Genomic DNA, 15,088 nt, shown 5'->3' with positions numbered 1-15,088 from the left:
CTTGTGGAATGCTCATCGAAGTCCTCCTGATGTTGCGGCGGAACTGACTCCTGGGGAGCGCTGTGCTGCGAGTGCCGGGTGGAGGTCGCGGACCGCGTCCCTGACGTCGCCATCGACGAGATCGGCGTTGACGGCGATGGCCGCCGCGGATCCGGCGCCGGCGGCGCTGATGACCTGAGCGCGGGGGTCGACGACGTTGCCGGCGGCCCAGAGACCCGCTGTGCTGCGGCGAGCCCGCGCCAACACCAGGGCCGCCGACAGACCAGCCGCACCCCCGCCGATGATCGCTACGTCGTGATCGGTCACGCCGCCAGGCTGGCGGTGCCGTGACTGCCGAACAACCAACGTTGCCGTTGTCGGGACATGCGAGTGGAATGCGACCGGTGGGCGGCGAACCAGCAGCCGGCGCGGCCATCGCGAATGCTCTTGAGAGGGTGGCGCCTCGACTCAAGCAGATCCGAGCAGAGCGCGGCGCAACCCTGAGTGCGCTGTCGGACCTCACCGGCGTCTCCAAGAGCACCTTGTCGCGGCTGGAGAACGGTCAACGGCGGCCCACCCTGGAGCTGCTCCTCGCGCTCTCGCTGGCGTACCGGGTGCCGCTCGACGACCTCGTCGGGGCTCCAGAGGTCGGAGACCCGCGCATCCGGCTCAAGCCAGGGCGGGTCAAGGGGCGCACCGTCATCCCTCTGACTCGCCATCCCGGTGGCGTGCAGGCGTGGAAGATCGTCGTCCCGACGAGCAAGGTCGAACCGGAGAACGGGGCCCACGACGGACACGAATGGATCTACGTGTTGTCCGGGCGCCTGCGGCTCGTCCTCGATGACCAGGATCTACTTCTGGGACCCGGCGACGTTGCCGAGTTCGACACACGGACGCCGCACTGGTTCGGCAGCACCGGCGAGGAGCCCACGGAGATCCTCAGCATCTTCGGGCGACCCGGGGAACGCATGATCAACCGCACGCCGTAGCAGCTCGCGCCACGTTCTCGGGGTCCTCCAGCCAGCTTCGCCGCCGGCGTGGGTCACGCTGTATCCCGCCTACTCGCGGGTGTCCGGGTACCGGTACCGCTAGGTCCAGCATGCGCTCGAGGGCGCCGCCGACGACGTCTGGGAGGCCATGCGGCAGGACGCCGTGATCTACGTCTGCGGCAACGCCTCGACGATGCCGCCGGGCGTGCGAGCGGCCGTCTTCGTCGGCTCCCCGCTCCGTCCCGGACGACCCTCGGAATCGGACCGACGGCATCCGACGGTCCGGGGACTGAGAGGACCGTGCACGGCGACGGGCGGCGCCCAGTGGGCCCGGCTGTCACGAGTTCGCCGATGCGTCGTTCGCTGTCGGTCAGCCCACCGGCTCCGAGATCGGCCGTATCGGCGGGGGCGCCCGGCCGAGGCCCGGCTCGATTCACTCTGGCCGGCGCCACCAGGGCCGGAGCGCGAGATGGGCGACGGTGGCGTCTGCCGGGTGCACGACGTCGACCTCGGCCGTCTCGGACTCCTACTCTGGTCGGCTCTCCACGGGTCCATGTGAGCGGCGGGAGCGGCTCACCCCGCCGGCCGGCTCGTTCGGCCCGGTAGCGGCCGGGCCTCGTCGTCACACCCGTAGTCGATCCGACGAGCTTGACCTGGGGCGTCGTCGCCGGCACCAACCGCCGACCGCGCCCCGCGTGGGGCAGGTTCGCCAGGGAGTCCGCCGCAACGTCATGTCACCGACTGTTCATTTCCTGGACCGGGGTCGAGCTTCGTCCCGTTGTCTTACGCTCGGTGCATCGTGCGCAACGATCGATCAGCGATGTTCGAGCGAGGGGTGCTTCGTCGCATGACCGGGCGGAGACTGAAGCGCCGGGAAAACGGACCCCAGCCGCATCGATCATTCAGGTCGACGATGGCGCACGCGGCGCCTCCAGAACGAAGCCCTTGTGCGAGCGACGCCAGTCACGCGTGGCGACTCGCCTTGAGATTGATTTCGATCAGTGGCTTTTCGGCTGATCGGCGGTGCCGCCGATCCTCGAATATGCCACCGTCGCCCATTGCGAGTGGACAAGCGCAAAGGTTCTGGCGGCGATGTATCACCCGACCAACACGGCCATGTCGGCCCCGGCGGCGGGCTTCGGAGAGTTGCTCTCGATCAGCGTGCCGTCGATTCCTCACGGCGCGGGCTCTCAGGCCCATCCACCTGGATCGCCGAGCGGGCGGGCCGCCGCCCTCGCCGCGGTGACCGTGGAGGCCTGCGCCGCCGGATCCCGGCGACCAGTAGCCGCCGAGAGCGCCTTCGGCGAGGGATGCGTGGCGCTGGCTCTCGGCGGGCGGTTCAACCGTGCCGCGGTCGACGAACTCGAGTCGCTGCTACGCGACCTGCGCCCGTCGGCCGGCGTGGAGCTGGTCATCGACCTCACCGCGCTCGCCGAGTCCCACCCGCGCCTGGGCCGCGTCCTCGGCCGGATCCGGATCCGCTGTCTGGTGGACGGCGCCGCGATGGCGCTGCACCACTTACCGCCGGCGCTTGCTGACGAACTCGATCTTCCGATGACCGGCCCCGCTTACCCCACCTCGGCCCTGCACCCAGCCGGTCGCTCCGGGTCGCCGGCGCCGACCAGACCCGCCATGAAACGTGTCCGGGAAGAACCGGTTCTCCCGGGGCCGCCACCGTCAACCAACTAACAGGAGCAGCCATGCCCTACGTGACCTCGCCCGACGGCGTCGAGATCTTCTACAAGGACTGGGGCTCTGGTCGACCGATCGTCTTCAGCCACGGCTGGCCGCTCTCGGGCGACGACTGGGACTCGCAGATGCTCTTCTTTTCCCGGCGCGGCTACCGCGTCATCGCCCACGACCGGCGCGGGCACGGGCGTTCCGAGCAGGTCAGCGACGGGCACGATATGGACCACTACGCCGACGATCTCGCGGCGCTCACCACCGCGCTCGATCTCCGGGGCGCCGTCCACATCGGGCACTCCACCGGTGGAGGGGAGGTCGTGCACTACATCGCCCGCCACGGTGAGGACCGGGTGGCGAAGGGGGTCCTGATCGACGCGGTGCCGCCGCTGATGGTGCAGACCGACGCCAACCCCGGCGGCCTGCCGAAGAGCGTCTTCGACGATTTCCAGGCCCAGCTCGCCGCCAACCGCTCGGAGTTCTACCGGTCGGTCGCTGCGGGCCCCTTCTACGGGTTCAATCGGCCTGGGCGGGAGCCGTCGCACGCGATCATCGACAACTGGTGGCGCCAGGGCATGATGGGTGGGGCGAAGGCCCACTACGACGGCATCGTCGCCTTCTCGCAGACCGATTTCACCGACGACCTGAAAAAGATCACGGTACCCATGCTGGTCATGCATGGTGACGACGACCAGATCGTCCCCTACGCCGACTCCGGGCCGCTGTCGGCGAAGCTCCTCGCGAACGGCACGCTGAAGACCTACCCAGGGTTCCCGCACGGCAGTCCGACCACCGAAGCCGAGACGATCAACGCCGACCTGCTGGCCTTCGTGCAGAGCTGATCTACCAGAGCCCTCAGCAGGCGTCGCCGTTCAGGCACCGCAGCAGGGTCGGTGCGCTCGCCCGTCAGCGACTACACAGCGTGCCGTAACCCGGGGCTGTCGGAAAACGCGTCGAACTGCCAGGCTGTGGGGCGCGTCGGGGCACTCGCCCCCCTGAGGGCACCGGCCACGTCTCACCGTCTGCATCCCCCCGCAGACGGTGAGACCGACGCACCGCACCCAGGCCGCGACGTCGGTCGATCTACCGCGGGCGCCAGGGCTGCTGGCCGGGGGCCACACAGGTCTGGCCTGCGGCGCCGGCTCGGACTGCCAAAGGGTGGCCGGCGATCGCGTTGGTGCCGTTGTGGCCCTGGTAGTGGCCGGTGCACGCCCCGTGGGTGCTTGCTCGCCCGAGTTCGCACCCGGACCGAGCGAGGCATCGCCGCTGGACCCGGGTCGGCGAGCGCGAGCTGGTGCGCCCGTGATGCAGCCGCACTTCGTTCCGGTGCCTGTGCCGCAGCCGGTGGGTCGCCCCACCAGCGGCACGGCGATCTTCGCGTTCAACATGTCGCTGCTGTGGGCGCGGGCCACCGCAGGATCAGTGGCCGAGGATGTGCACCGGGCAGGGCTGGCGGGAGCCATAGCCGTCCGCCGGTCTCGCCGGGGGGCGGGTGGTCAGGGCTCGGCGTGTGGGTTCACCGCCAGTGGGTGGGCCCAGCCGGCCAGGAGGCGTAGCCGCTGCTCGGAGACCGACCCGGGCTCGACGGTCGAGATGCCGAGCGTCTTGTCGGGGTCGTCGGCCGGAGAAAAGGCCTCGTAGCCGAGCTCGAGCTCGCCGACCAGCCCGTGGCGGTAGCGCTTGCGGCCATGAGTGCGCCGGTAGACGTCGTGGTCGGCCCACCACCGGCGGAAGTCGGGGTCCTGCAGCGACAGCTCCCCGACCAGGGCGGCGAGATCGGGGTCCTGCGGGTGGCGCCCGGCCTCGAGGTGCAGCGAGGCCACGATGCCGCGTGCGGCGCCCGGCCAGTCGGTGTAGAGCTCGCGCACCGTCGGGTCGAGGAAGACCAGCCGGGCCATGTTCCGTGACCGGGGCGGCAGAGAGTCGAAGTCGACGTAGAGGGCGCGGGCGAGGGGGTTCGCGGCGAGCACGTCCAGGCCCCGCCCGAGCACGAGCGCCGGCACCTCGGTCAAGCTGTCCAGCACGAGCTGCAACCCCGGCCGAACCTGCTGGCCCGACGAGCGGGCCGGGCAGGTCCGGGCCGGGTGGGCCAGGGCGAACAGGTGGTCGCGTTCCAACTCGCCAAGCTGCAGAGCCCGCGCTACCGCGTCCAGGACCGACGCGGAGACCGAGGCGGTGCGGCCACGCTCCAGACGGATGTAGTAGTCCACGCTGACGCCGGCCAGGCGGGCCACCTCCTCGCGGCGCAGTCCCGCGACGCGACGGGTTCCCGGAGATGACTCGATGCCGGCGGAGTCGGGCGAGAGCCTCGCTCGTCGCGAACGTAGGAAGTCGCGCAGGGCGATGTTCGGCGACGCGGCCATGCGATCCACGGTAGGACGTCCCGGGTCGGTGAGGGGGGTACTGCTGGACCCCCGGTAGCGATGGGACTCCCGGCCAGAGGTCCTGCGGTGGTCAGCTGCAGTGCGACCGAAAGGAACCAGCTGACATGGAACGCAGAACCCTCGGCGGCACCGGCATCTCGGTGAGCTCATACGCCCTCGGGACGATGATGATGGGAGCGATGGGCAACGCCGACCACGACGAGTCGGTAGGTATGGTCCACGCCGCGCTCGACGCCGGCATCAACGTCGTCGACACCGCCGACGTCTACTCCGCCGGGGAGTCCGAGCAGATCGTGGGCAAGGCGTTGCGAGGCCGCCGCGACGAGGTCGTGCTCGCCACCAAGTTCGGGCTGCCGATGGACGAGGGCCCGGACCGTCGGGGGGCTTCACCCCGCTGGATTCGCCGCGCCCTCGAGGACAGCCTCCGCCGCCTCGACACCGATCACGTCGACCTCTACCAACTGCACCGACCCGACCCCGACACCGACCTCGACGAGACCCTGGGCGCGCTCTCCGACCTCGTGCGGGCCGGGAAGATCCGGGCCCTGGGCGGCTCGTTCTTCGCGCCCGAGGAGATCGTGGAGGCGCAGTGGACCGCGCAAGCGCGTGGCCATCATCGGCTTCGCACCGAGCAGCCCCCGTACTCGATCCTGACCCGCGGGGTGGAGAACCGGGTGCTGCCCACCGCGGAGCGCTACGGCATGGGAGTGCTGACCTTCGGCGCCCTCAACTCCGGCTGGCTCTCCGGGCGCACCGACCCGACCAGCGGTCACCGCAACGCCGGACGGGGGGCCAGGATGTTCGACCTCGAGGAGCGAGGGGTGCGGGCGAAGGTCACCGCGGTCGAGCAGTTGCGGGCCCTGGCCGGCGAGGCCGGGCTACCGCTGGCGCACGTCGCGATCGCGTTCGTGCTCGCCCACCCCGCCGTCACGTCGGTGCTGATCGGCCCACGCCGCCCCGACCAGCTCGCCGACCTGCTCGCCGGGCGCGAGGTCCATCTCAGCGACGACGTGCTCGACCGGATCGATGAGATCGTGCCCCCGGGAGTCGACCTGAACCCGGCCGATCTCTATGTCGACCCCACGCCCGCGATCCGCGACCCGCGACGACGACGGCGAGCACCCACGGCGTGAGAAGCCGACCTGGCACCCGATGTGCTTCCGCCCGAAGAGGCGCCGGACGATAACCCAGCAGTAGCTCGGCGCCTTCGTGAATCTCCCCGATCACGCTGTCGCGCCAGATCGCCCCGGTCGGTTCTCTGTGATCGGGCATGCCCTGCTGCGGTGGCTCGGGAGCTTCGAATGAAGGAAAGCCTGGGCAGCGGTGGTTCTGGCCGACGCCGTCCGGGCTCGGGCCTGTCCGCGGTGGTCACGTGGTGAAGGTGGCGATCGGCTTGCCGATCTCGGTGATGTAGGTCGAGAGCATTTGACCCGTCTCGGGGCCGAGGTCGGTGGCATTGTGGCTGGTGCGGGGCGGGATGAGGAATCCGTCTCCAGAGTGCAGCGTCAGGGTGGTGCGGTCCTCGATCTCCATCTGCACGGTCCCGGCGAGGATGTATCCGACTTCCTCGCCGGGGTGGGTGTGCCAACCAGACGCAGCACCGGCCGGGATCTCGGTGCGGACCTGGACGATCTCCCGGCCTGCGATCGAGGAGTCGCCGCGCTGGATCTCGGTGCGTTTGAGTGTCTCGGCCAAGGCGTCCTGTGGCTGGGTACCTACGTCCGGGTCGGGTGTCATGACAGGTTCCTTCCTTCCGGGTGCGGGGAGGCGGGGTGTCGGGCAAGACCGGGTGGGCTGTTGTCGGGAGGGACGGCAGGCCTGCGTGGCCTATACCGCCCACCGCGAGTGATGGTTGGCTTGGCTTGGGGCCGTGTGGTGCGCTGAGGCCATCTGGGTCCGGCCAGGGCGACGATGGTTCTCGGCCAGCCGGGCCCCCTTGGAGGCGTTCAGTGTTCCTTCCACGTCGGGCCGGTGCGGGGCTTACGTTCCGAGGGCGTCGCGCAGGAATGCGGTGGCTCGGCCGATGGCCGCGCGGGTGGCGTGGGTGTCGCGCAGCGAGTTGAGCAGCATGAAGTCGTGGACGGTGCGGTCGTAGCGCACCGTGGTGACTGTCCCACTGATTCGCCCGCGACCGCCATCCGCGAGGGGGCGAGGCCGCGCCCGGCGCCCTCCAGAGCGATCCATTGCGCGGTGGCGTAGCCCTGCTCGATCGCGACCGGGTACCGGGCTTCGGGGGAGGGGGTGTACTCGACGAAGGCCACCGCCGCGCGAGCCCCGACGGCGAGCTCGCGGACCAGCCGGTCGTGGGTGTCGGCGTTGCCGAGGATCCATCCGCCGCCGTGCGCGTAGACGACCACGGGCAGCACGGCCGTGGCGCCGCGGGGCCGGACGAGGCGCACGCGAACGTCGCCGACGGCGGCGGGCACGATGACCCGCTCCTCGTCGACGGGTGCCTTGTCGATCGGCGCGGCCTGCAGGTCATCGAGCACCTTGCGGGCTCCGGCGGGTCCGAGGCCGTAGCGGAACGGTGGCTTGGCGGTGGCGTCGAGGACATCCCGCGCGGCCGGTTCGAGAACGATCTGCCGAGGCGTGGTCACGACGTTGCCCCGTCGGTGATGGGTGCACCGGAGGTGGTGGGGTCGGCGAGGAAGGCGTGTAGTTCGCGGTTGATCTCGGCGGCGTGGGTCAGGCACATGACGTGGGGGCCGCCGTCGATCTCGACGTAGCGGGCGGCCGGGAGCGCCGCGTGCAGGCGACGGCCCTGGCCGTCGATGGACAGGATGCGATCGGCGGTGCCGTGCAGGATGAGGGTCGGTATGTCGACGCGCTCGAGGTCGGCGGTGAAGTCGTCGAGCCAGCCGGACACACACGCCCGGGTCGCGTGGGGCGATGCCTCGGCGCCGGCGGCCCAGGCGGCGCGCACCGCTTCCTCACTGACCCGTTTGCCGAGGTAGTCGTCGAGATTGAGGAAGTCGGCGAGCAGCCCGGTCAGCCATGCGTACCGGTCGTCGAGGATCGCGTTCTGCACGCCGGCGACCCCGGCGTCGTCGACGCCGTCGGGGTTGTCGGCGGATTTGACGAACGACGGGGCGAGGCTCTCGATGAACACCGCGCTTCGCAGACGCTCGGTGCCATAGCGACCGATGTAACGGGCCAGCTCGCCGGTGCCCAGGGAGAACCCGACTACCGTGACATCGCGGAGATCGAGTTCGCCTATCAGCGTCGCGAGGTCGGCGGCGAGGGTGTCGAAGTCGTAGCCGGCGCCGGGTCTGCTCGAACGGCCGAACCCCCGTCGGTCGTAGGTGATCACCCGGTAGCCGGCCGCGAGCAACGGGTGTATCTGCGGCTCCCAGGAGCGGCCGTCGAGCGGCCAGCCGTGCACGAGCACGACCACGGGACCGCTGCCGTGATCCTCGTAGTAGAGCTCGATCGGAGCGGTGTTCTCGCGCCCGACGGTGATGGTGCCCATCTGGCCTCCTCGCAGGATCGGTCGGGGGTGCCATCCGAGCCTCCCGACGTCCACCGAAGCCGGGTAGGACCGCTGTCCCGAGACCGATTTCGTGGTAGCCGGAGAACCGCTTCGGGCTAGCCCGACCCCCGGCGGGGGTGCCACCCTGCGACGGTGAGCGGGTGCCGCTCTCGGTCCTCGTCGTCGACGACGACGGCGCGTTCCGCCACCTCATCACCCGGGTCGTGAACCGATGGGGCCACATGGTCATCGGCGAGGCGGGCTCGGTCGCCGAAGCTCTGGCGCAGGCCGACGAGCTGCGCCCGGACACCGTCCTGATCGACCTCGGCCTGCCCGACGGCGACGGCTTCTCCCTCGCCCGACAGCTCCGGACCAGGCCATGGCCGATGCGAGTCGTGCTGTTCTCCTCCGGCGGCGACCGCGCGGACGCGGCCGCGGCGCGCCGTGCCGGAGCCATCGGCTTCGTGCGCAAGGACGAACTGGCTGGTCGGGCGATGCGGCGGCTGGTCGAGATCGGAAGCGGTGAGGTCAACGGCGATGACGACCTGTGAAACGGCGCCCGCGCTGCGAGTGATCGTGGGAGAGGACGACGTCCTGCTGCGCGAGGGGATCACCCGCATCCTGACCGAGGCGGGGCTGGAGGTCGTCGCCCAGTCCGGCGACGCCGACGACCTGCTGCTGCGCGCGCTCGCCCACCGGCCCGACATCGTGATCGTCGACGTGCAGATGCCGCCGCGCGGCGAGGACGATGGGCTGCTGGCCGCTGTCGAGCTCCGTCGCCGGCACCCGGGCACCGCGGTGCTGATCTTGTCGCAATTCTGCGAACCCGCGTACGGCATGGCTGTGATCGGCGAGCACCCCGCAGGGGTCGGGTATCTGCTCAAGGAACGAGTCGGGGACGTCGCAGCGTTCGTGGACGCGGTGACCCGTGTCGCGGCGGGCGGCAGCGCCTTGGACCCGGAGATCATCGGCCGCATGCTCGGTCAACGTGCTCCCGGCGACCCGCTGCTGGCACTCACGTCCCGCGAACGCGCGGTGCTCGCGGCCCTGGCCGAGGGCCTGTCCAACAGGGGAATCGCGCAGGCGCTGTTGCTCAGCCAGGCCTCGGTGGAGAAGCACGTGACAGCGATCTTCCGGAAGCTGCGCATCACCCCCGCTGACACCGCCCATCGCCGCGTCCAGGCCGCGCTGACCTACCTGCGCCACGCCGGCCGCCCGTCATGACACCGCGACCCCAGCAGCGCCCCAGGGCTGCAACCACCCCCCGCACCGACCGCGCCGCCCAGCAACCATCCGAGCTGCGACAGATAGCTTCTCTGAACCTGGCGGCGGCAGTCTCGGCGCCGATCGCGGTCGCCGGCCAGGTCTGGGGAATGCTCACCGCCACCTCCCACCCGCAACCGCTACCGTCGGGCACCGAAGGCCGCCTCGAGCAGTTCGCGCATCTGGTCGCCGCCGCCCTGGGCCACAGCCAGGCGCGAACCGACCGACGGGCTCTCGCCGACGAACAGACAGCCCTGCGGACGGTAGCCGAACTCGCCGCGCGCGGGGCCTCGACCGACGCGGTGCTCGAGGAGGTAGCAGCTCAGGGGTCCCGGCTCGCGGGGGTCGATTTCACCACCGTGCTGCGCTACGCCGACGACGGAGCCACCGAGGTCGTCGCGATCGACGGCGCCCCGGACGGCGTCACGGTGGGGATGCGCGCCCAGGCCGGCGGTCAGGGCGCAGTGCAGGCGGTGTGGCGTACCGGCCACGCGGCCCGAGTGGACGACCTCACCGCCGTCTCGGGTCGCTGGCCGGGTATCGCCGCCGGCGCCGGCTACACGGCGAGCCTGGCAGTCCCGATCCTGCTCGACGGCGCGCTGTGGGGCGCGCTGGTCGTGGTAGCCCGCCAACCGCTGCCCGACACGAACGAGACTCACCTGGCCAACTTCGCCGACCTGGTGGGCACCGCCATCGCGGCGGCGCAATCACGGACCCAGCTGGGCGCGCTCGCCGACGAGCAGGCCGCGCTGCGCCGGGTGGCCGAACTCGTCGCCCGCGGACCGGCACCGGGAGAGGTTTTCGTCGCAATCGCGAACGAGACCTCTGCCCTGCTTGATGACCTTCCGGTGGCGCTGATGGTCTACGACGCCGACGCCGACGGTGCTGTGGTCGTGGCCACCTGCAACTGCCCAGCACCCATCGGGCTGCACGTCCCGTTCAGCGCCGGCACCGCGGTCGACCAGATGTTCCGCACCGGCCGACCCGCCCACGTCGACAGCTACCAGGACACGACACTGGCGGGCATCACCAGCCAGGTCGGCATCGTCTCGACCACCGCGGTCCCGATCATGGTCGAGGGACGCGTCCGGGCCACGCTCGTGTCGAGCAATACCGACCCCGCCGTCCGGGCTGCGGTCGAGGCGCGCCTGACCCAGTTCGCCGAGCTCGCCGCAGTGGCGATCGCCAACGCCGAGACCAAAGCCGAGCTCATCGCCTCCCGAGCGCGCGTCGTGGCCACCGCCGACGAGACCCGCCGACGCCTCCAGCGCGACGTCCACGACGGGGCACAACAACGGCTCGTCCACACGATCATCGCGCTCAAGCTCGCCCGGAACGCCCTCGCCGACGAGTCGACCGAGACCGCGAGCGCCTTGGTCGACGAAGCGTTGGCCAACGCCGAACGCGCCAACCACGAGCTGCGCGACATCGTCCACGGCATCCTGCCGGCCTCCCTGACCCGCAGCGGTCTGCGCGCCGGGCTCGAATCGCTGGTCGCCGATCTGACGGTGCCGGTCGAGGTCACCGTCCGAGCGCCGCGCCTGCCCGCGCCGATCGAGACCACCGCATACTTCATCGTGGCCGAGGCGCTGACCAACGTGGTCAAACACGCCAAGGCCGACCGCGCGCTCGTGCAGGTCGGTCCAGAGGATGGCAGCCTGATCGTCGAGGTCCGTGACGACGGCGTCGGCGGCGTGGACCCCACCCGGGGTACCGGACTGATCGGGCTGCTGGATCGGGTCGACGCGGCCGAAGGCGTACTGACGATCACCAGCCCTCCTGGGTCTGGCACCACAGTGCGGGCCCGCCTACCGATGGTGGCCACCGTTGACGAACGAGGCCGTTCGATAAGCACCGACACACCGAGCAACGGCCCCCGAGACCACGCGCGCAGTCTCAAGACCTAGCAACAGGCCGATGGTTTTCGCACCGCGACCGGCATCTACGCCACCACCACAGTCACGAGGCAGGCTCGCGGACCCGGCGCGATCCCTCGTGGGCTCCGCGCCACGCCGCCGCGCCGGGCAGCGACCACATGGTGGTGCCCTTGGGCGCGGTGGAGCGCGCGGCTACCCGGTTCATGCAGGCCCTGGGGCTGGACACGACGTCGGCCGGGCTACGCCGGACCCCTCGGCGGGTCGCCCGCGCCGACTCCCGGTCCCGCGATGAGTTCCTCGCGCTCACCGCCCGCGCCGGTGCACCCTGAGAAACGTCGGGAACCCGCCCGCCGAGGAGGTCGATCACCGTGGTGTTCCGCATCCAGCCGCACGTCCGGCTCCAGGAATGGGTCGCCGAGGAGCACGGCTTCTTCGGCGCGGAGGGCCTCGACCACGAATTCGAGGCGACGAGCCTCGCGGGCGGGACCGGCACGGCACACCCGACGGATGGCCCACCTCCCGACGTGCGCAGCGGCGCTCTGGAGGACATGGCCCGCGGTCGGACCGCACAGGTCTCCTGCGCCTGCCACTGGGCGGTCAACGCCGCCGCCAGCGAGCACCACGGCCGCATGTACGGCAAGGCCTACTCGGTCTGCCCCGGCGGCATCTTCGTCGCCCCCGACTCCGCGGTCCGGGATCCCCGCGACCTGGCCGGTGTCGAGGTCGGCGTCGGCTACCACTCGGGCAGCCACTACTCGGCCCTGCAGGCGCTCGAGGCCTTCCTCCCCCGCGAGGACATCCGCCTGGGATACGTCGGTCTGCCCTTCGACCGGGTCCGGCTCCTGCTCGCCCGACAGCTACCGGCGGTCAACGCCTGGGGTGCCGGCGCATACGTGCTCGAGCAGCGCGGGTTCACCAAGATCGTCGACACCACCTTCGTCATGGGGTTCTTCCTGTCCCCCGGCACGGACCCCGAGGACGCGGAGCGCTACTTCCGCGCCCTCCTGCGCGCCCAGCAGGAGATCGATCTCGAGCCACAGCGCTACGTCCACTACTGGGAGCGAGAGATGCCGAACGACCTCACCGCCCTCGTCGACGTACGCCGCTTCGGACCCGGCGAACGGATCGTGCCCCAGCCCTACACGCGGGAGATGTTCGAGCGCTCGCACCGCTGGATGCAGACCTGGGACCTGCTCGACCCGGCCATCGCCGCGGGCGCCCGCTACGAGGACGCGGTGCTCTAGAAGGCACCGAGCGTCGCTCTGAGCGATGCCACGGGCATGATCGGAAGTGCTCGTTCAGCGACTGGACAACAGACTGTATAGCGCTTCGCGCTGACCTGCGTTCTCACTGGTGAGGACAGCTTCCAGGCCGACGGTGCATACGAGCCGTCGGTCAGAAGCCTGAATGCGGCCAGCCTGGTCTACCCAGGTCCGGTTGCAATCCGACAGTTCCGGCCCATGTCAAGTCCGCGACGAGCCAGAGCTGTCGCTGTCGAGCACCTCGACCACGCGCACCCCCTGGTCAGGAGTGGCTGTCATGGGCGGCGCCCCCGATTATCCGGTCGGCTCTTGCGAGGGCTCAAGTCCGATGGCAAGGGCGAGGAGAGTGTCGACCGCAGTTTCGAACGGACGGGTACTCCGTTGCACCTGGGCGAGTAGAAGCCCTCCTTGGAGCGTGGCGAGCAGAGTAGTGGCGAGGTCGTCCGGGTCGATGTCGTACCGGAGCCTCCCCTCGGCACGAAGGGACCTGAGTCCATCGCTGAGGGCGGCTGCCCACTGATCGAAGCCGGCCGCGATCAGTGCTCGGGCCTCGGGGTCGCTCTCGGCGAGTTGGCCACCGAGTGAACCAAGTGCGCAGCCCCCTTTCCCTTGGGTGCTCCCCACCCCGGCGACCACCATCTTCCGCCAGGCCTCGACTCCCTTCGGGCTGCCGAGGGCCCGCCGATTGTGCTTGACGATGGTGTCGGCCTGGTAGTCGATGACCGCCTGCAGGAGTTCGTTCTTGTCAGGGAAGTAGTGGTACATCTGAGAGCCGCTGACTTCGGCCGCCACCTTGACCTCTTCCAAGGTCGTGCTCGCCACCCCGCGCGCATGGATCAGTGCGGCAGCGGCCTCCACTATCCGCGCCCGGGTGCGCGCCCCCTTGGGGGTCAGCCTCGGCCGGTCGACTGCCTCGTCGTTCATGCGCCGACACTAACAGATTCTGAGTTTGACAACCCAGTCGGACGCTGCCATAGTGAGTTGTACGACCCAGTCTGCACAGTAGGGCGAGACGGTGAATGACGGATCCAGGCGGCAAGCTGCTCCGGTCAGAAGCTGAGAGGGAATCAGAATGAGGGAACTCCCAGGAAAGGCAGCTCTGATCACCGGGGCCAACGCCGGGATCGGGAAGGACGTGGCCCGGCAGTTGGCGCTGCGTCCCGACATGGCGCGGATCTACTTGGCGTGCCGAAACCAAGATCGGGCGACAGCGGCAAAGGCCGAGCTTGAAGCCGGGACCGGCCGGCGCATCTTCGACATCGTTCTCATGGACGTCGCCGATCCGGGTTCGGTGCGCGCCGGCCTCGCGGGTATCGACGGATCAGTCGACGCGCTGGTCATGAACGCCGGTGTCATCGGCCCGCAGACGATTGACCTGACCGCTGACGGGGTCACCACGGTGTTCGCGACGAACGTCCTCGGCCACGTCGTCCTCCTCGAAGGGCTCCTGGCCGAGGATCGGCTTGGCGAGGTTGCGGTCTTCGCCGGAAGTGAAGCAGTCAGGGGGGTCCCGAAGTTGCGGATGAAGGGGCCGTCGTTCGTATCAACCTCAGCCGACGAGCTCGCTGCTGTCATCGACGGCAGCTACTTCGCCAACAGAAAACCTGACTTCAACCTAGCTTTCGGGCAGGCCAAGTACATCGGGGCCCTATGGATGGCCTACCTGGCCCGCCAACACCCCGACCGCCGCTTCATCACCGTGAGCCCCGGCAACACCACCGGCACCCACGCAGCCAGTGACCTCCCACTGCCGATGCGTATAGCGGCCAAATACGTCATGCCCACCCTGGGTCTCTCCCACAAACTTGACGTGGGCGCGAAGCGATTGGTCGACGGCGTCACCGACCCGTCCTTGTCCAGCGGCATGTTCTACGCCAGCGCGGCCAACACCCTCAAAGGTCCCTTGGTCAACCAAGCAGACTTCCTCCCCGACCTGGCCAACCCCGCGTTCCAGGCCAACGCCGACGAGGCCATCCATCGCTTCATCTCATGACGGCTCCTCGCCTCTGGCGTCCGGACGGTCCGCTCGGCACGGGACTGTCCGATGATCGGTGTAATTGGCGTTGATGGGTCAGTAGGTGCTTGACGGGACGATACGGCCGGGGAACGTGATGGCGAAGGCGTTGAGGGCGGGTTTCCAGCGCAACGTCCAACGGGTTCGGCCCTTGCCGGTGGGGTCGAG

Annotated in this window: 16 protein-coding genes; 11 read left to right on the top strand and 5 right to left on the bottom strand. The window is 69.9% G+C overall.

The features are described from left to right. Positions 1-78: 78 nt before the first annotated feature. The 4 genes from LQ327_RS21090 (at position 79) to LQ327_RS21075 (ending at position 3,493) form a co-directional block, all read left to right on the top strand. Positions 79-330, top strand: coding sequence for a hypothetical protein (locus tag LQ327_RS21090; protein ID WP_230737605.1), 252 nt, complete (start codon positions 79-81; stop codon positions 328-330). 44 nt (positions 331-374) lie between these two features. Then, positions 375-968 carry a helix-turn-helix domain-containing protein gene (locus LQ327_RS21085; protein ID WP_372460729.1) on the top strand — a complete coding sequence of 198 codons (594 nt, stop codon included), beginning with the start codon at positions 375-377 and terminating at the stop codon, positions 966-968. Positions 969-1,991: 1,023 nt separating this feature from the next. Beyond that, positions 1,992-2,657, top strand: coding sequence for an STAS domain-containing protein (locus LQ327_RS21080; protein WP_230737601.1), 666 nt, complete (start codon positions 1,992-1,994; stop codon positions 2,655-2,657). 11 nt (positions 2,658-2,668) lie between these two features. Beyond that, positions 2,669-3,493, top strand: a complete 825-nt coding sequence (locus tag LQ327_RS21075) for an alpha/beta fold hydrolase (RefSeq protein ID WP_230737599.1) — start codon at positions 2,669-2,671, stop codon at positions 3,491-3,493. A gap of 654 nt (positions 3,494-4,147) precedes the next feature. Here LQ327_RS21075 and LQ327_RS21070 read toward each other — a convergent pair. Continuing rightward, positions 4,148-5,014, bottom strand: coding sequence for a helix-turn-helix transcriptional regulator (locus tag LQ327_RS21070; protein ID WP_230737596.1), 867 nt, complete (start codon positions 5,012-5,014; stop codon positions 4,148-4,150). 125 nt (positions 5,015-5,139) lie between these two features. Between LQ327_RS21070 and LQ327_RS21065 the strand changes: the two genes are divergently transcribed. After that, positions 5,140-6,168 (top strand): aldo/keto reductase, encoded by a 1,029-nt coding sequence (locus LQ327_RS21065; protein ID WP_230737594.1) that lies wholly within the window; start codon positions 5,140-5,142, stop codon positions 6,166-6,168. A gap of 235 nt (positions 6,169-6,403) precedes the next feature. Here the strand turns inward: LQ327_RS21065 and LQ327_RS21060 are convergent, their stop codons facing one another. The 3 genes from LQ327_RS21060 to LQ327_RS21050 form a co-directional block, all read right to left on the bottom strand. Then, positions 6,404-6,772: a cupin domain-containing protein gene (locus tag LQ327_RS21060; protein ID WP_230737583.1), complete on the bottom strand. Its 369-nt coding sequence runs from the start codon at positions 6,770-6,772 to the stop codon at positions 6,404-6,406. Positions 6,773-6,981: 209 nt separating this feature from the next. Beyond that, a complete protein-coding gene (locus LQ327_RS34900; protein WP_230737581.1) occupies positions 6,982-7,632 on the bottom strand; it encodes an alpha/beta hydrolase in 651 nt (216 codons plus the stop codon). Then, entirely contained in the window at positions 7,629-8,504 is an 876-nt protein-coding gene (locus LQ327_RS21050; RefSeq protein ID WP_230737579.1) for an alpha/beta fold hydrolase, read from the bottom strand. Before LQ327_RS21050 ends, LQ327_RS34900 begins: the two co-directional genes overlap by 4 nt. Before the next feature lie 161 nt (positions 8,505-8,665). Between LQ327_RS21050 and LQ327_RS21045 the strand changes: the two genes are divergently transcribed. The 5 genes from LQ327_RS21045 to LQ327_RS21025 all read left to right on the top strand — a co-directional run bounded on the left by LQ327_RS21045 (position 8,666) and on the right by LQ327_RS21025 (position 12,888). Further along, a complete protein-coding gene (locus LQ327_RS21045; RefSeq protein WP_230737577.1) occupies positions 8,666-9,055 on the top strand; it encodes a response regulator in 390 nt (129 codons plus the stop codon). Next, positions 9,042-9,728 (top strand): response regulator transcription factor, encoded by a 687-nt coding sequence (locus tag LQ327_RS21040; RefSeq protein ID WP_230737575.1) that lies wholly within the window; start codon positions 9,042-9,044, stop codon positions 9,726-9,728. The genes LQ327_RS21045 and LQ327_RS21040 overlap by 14 nt, the downstream gene beginning before the upstream one ends. Continuing rightward, complete coding sequence (locus LQ327_RS21035) at positions 9,725-11,674, top strand: sensor histidine kinase (RefSeq protein WP_372460717.1); 1,950 nt, start codon at positions 9,725-9,727, stop codon at positions 11,672-11,674. Before LQ327_RS21040 ends, LQ327_RS21035 begins: the two co-directional genes overlap by 4 nt. Positions 11,675-11,802: 128 nt before the next feature. Further along, complete coding sequence (locus LQ327_RS21030) at positions 11,803-11,973, top strand: hypothetical protein (RefSeq protein ID WP_230737570.1); 171 nt, start codon at positions 11,803-11,805, stop codon at positions 11,971-11,973. A gap of 39 nt (positions 11,974-12,012) precedes the next feature. Continuing rightward, complete coding sequence (locus LQ327_RS21025) at positions 12,013-12,888, top strand: ABC transporter substrate-binding protein (protein WP_230737568.1); 876 nt, start codon at positions 12,013-12,015, stop codon at positions 12,886-12,888. Between the two features lie 312 nt (positions 12,889-13,200). Here LQ327_RS21025 and LQ327_RS21020 read toward each other — a convergent pair whose 3' ends face one another. Next, complete coding sequence (locus LQ327_RS21020; RefSeq protein WP_230737559.1) at positions 13,201-13,830, bottom strand: TetR/AcrR family transcriptional regulator; 630 nt, start codon at positions 13,828-13,830, stop codon at positions 13,201-13,203. Positions 13,831-13,978: 148 nt separating this feature from the next. Here LQ327_RS21020 and LQ327_RS21015 point away from each other — a divergent pair, with 148 nt between their 5' ends. Further along, positions 13,979-14,899 (top strand): SDR family NAD(P)-dependent oxidoreductase, encoded by a 921-nt coding sequence (locus LQ327_RS21015; RefSeq protein ID WP_269070648.1) that lies wholly within the window; start codon positions 13,979-13,981, stop codon positions 14,897-14,899. The last annotated feature ends 189 nt before the right edge of the window (positions 14,900-15,088 follow it).

It is taken from the genome of Actinomycetospora endophytica (assembly GCF_021026375.1).
Classification (GTDB): Bacteria; Actinomycetota; Actinomycetes; order Mycobacteriales; family Pseudonocardiaceae; genus Actinomycetospora; species Actinomycetospora endophytica.
Note: the sequence above shows the minus strand (reverse complement) of the source record. Positions and strands in the feature narration are given on the sequence as shown.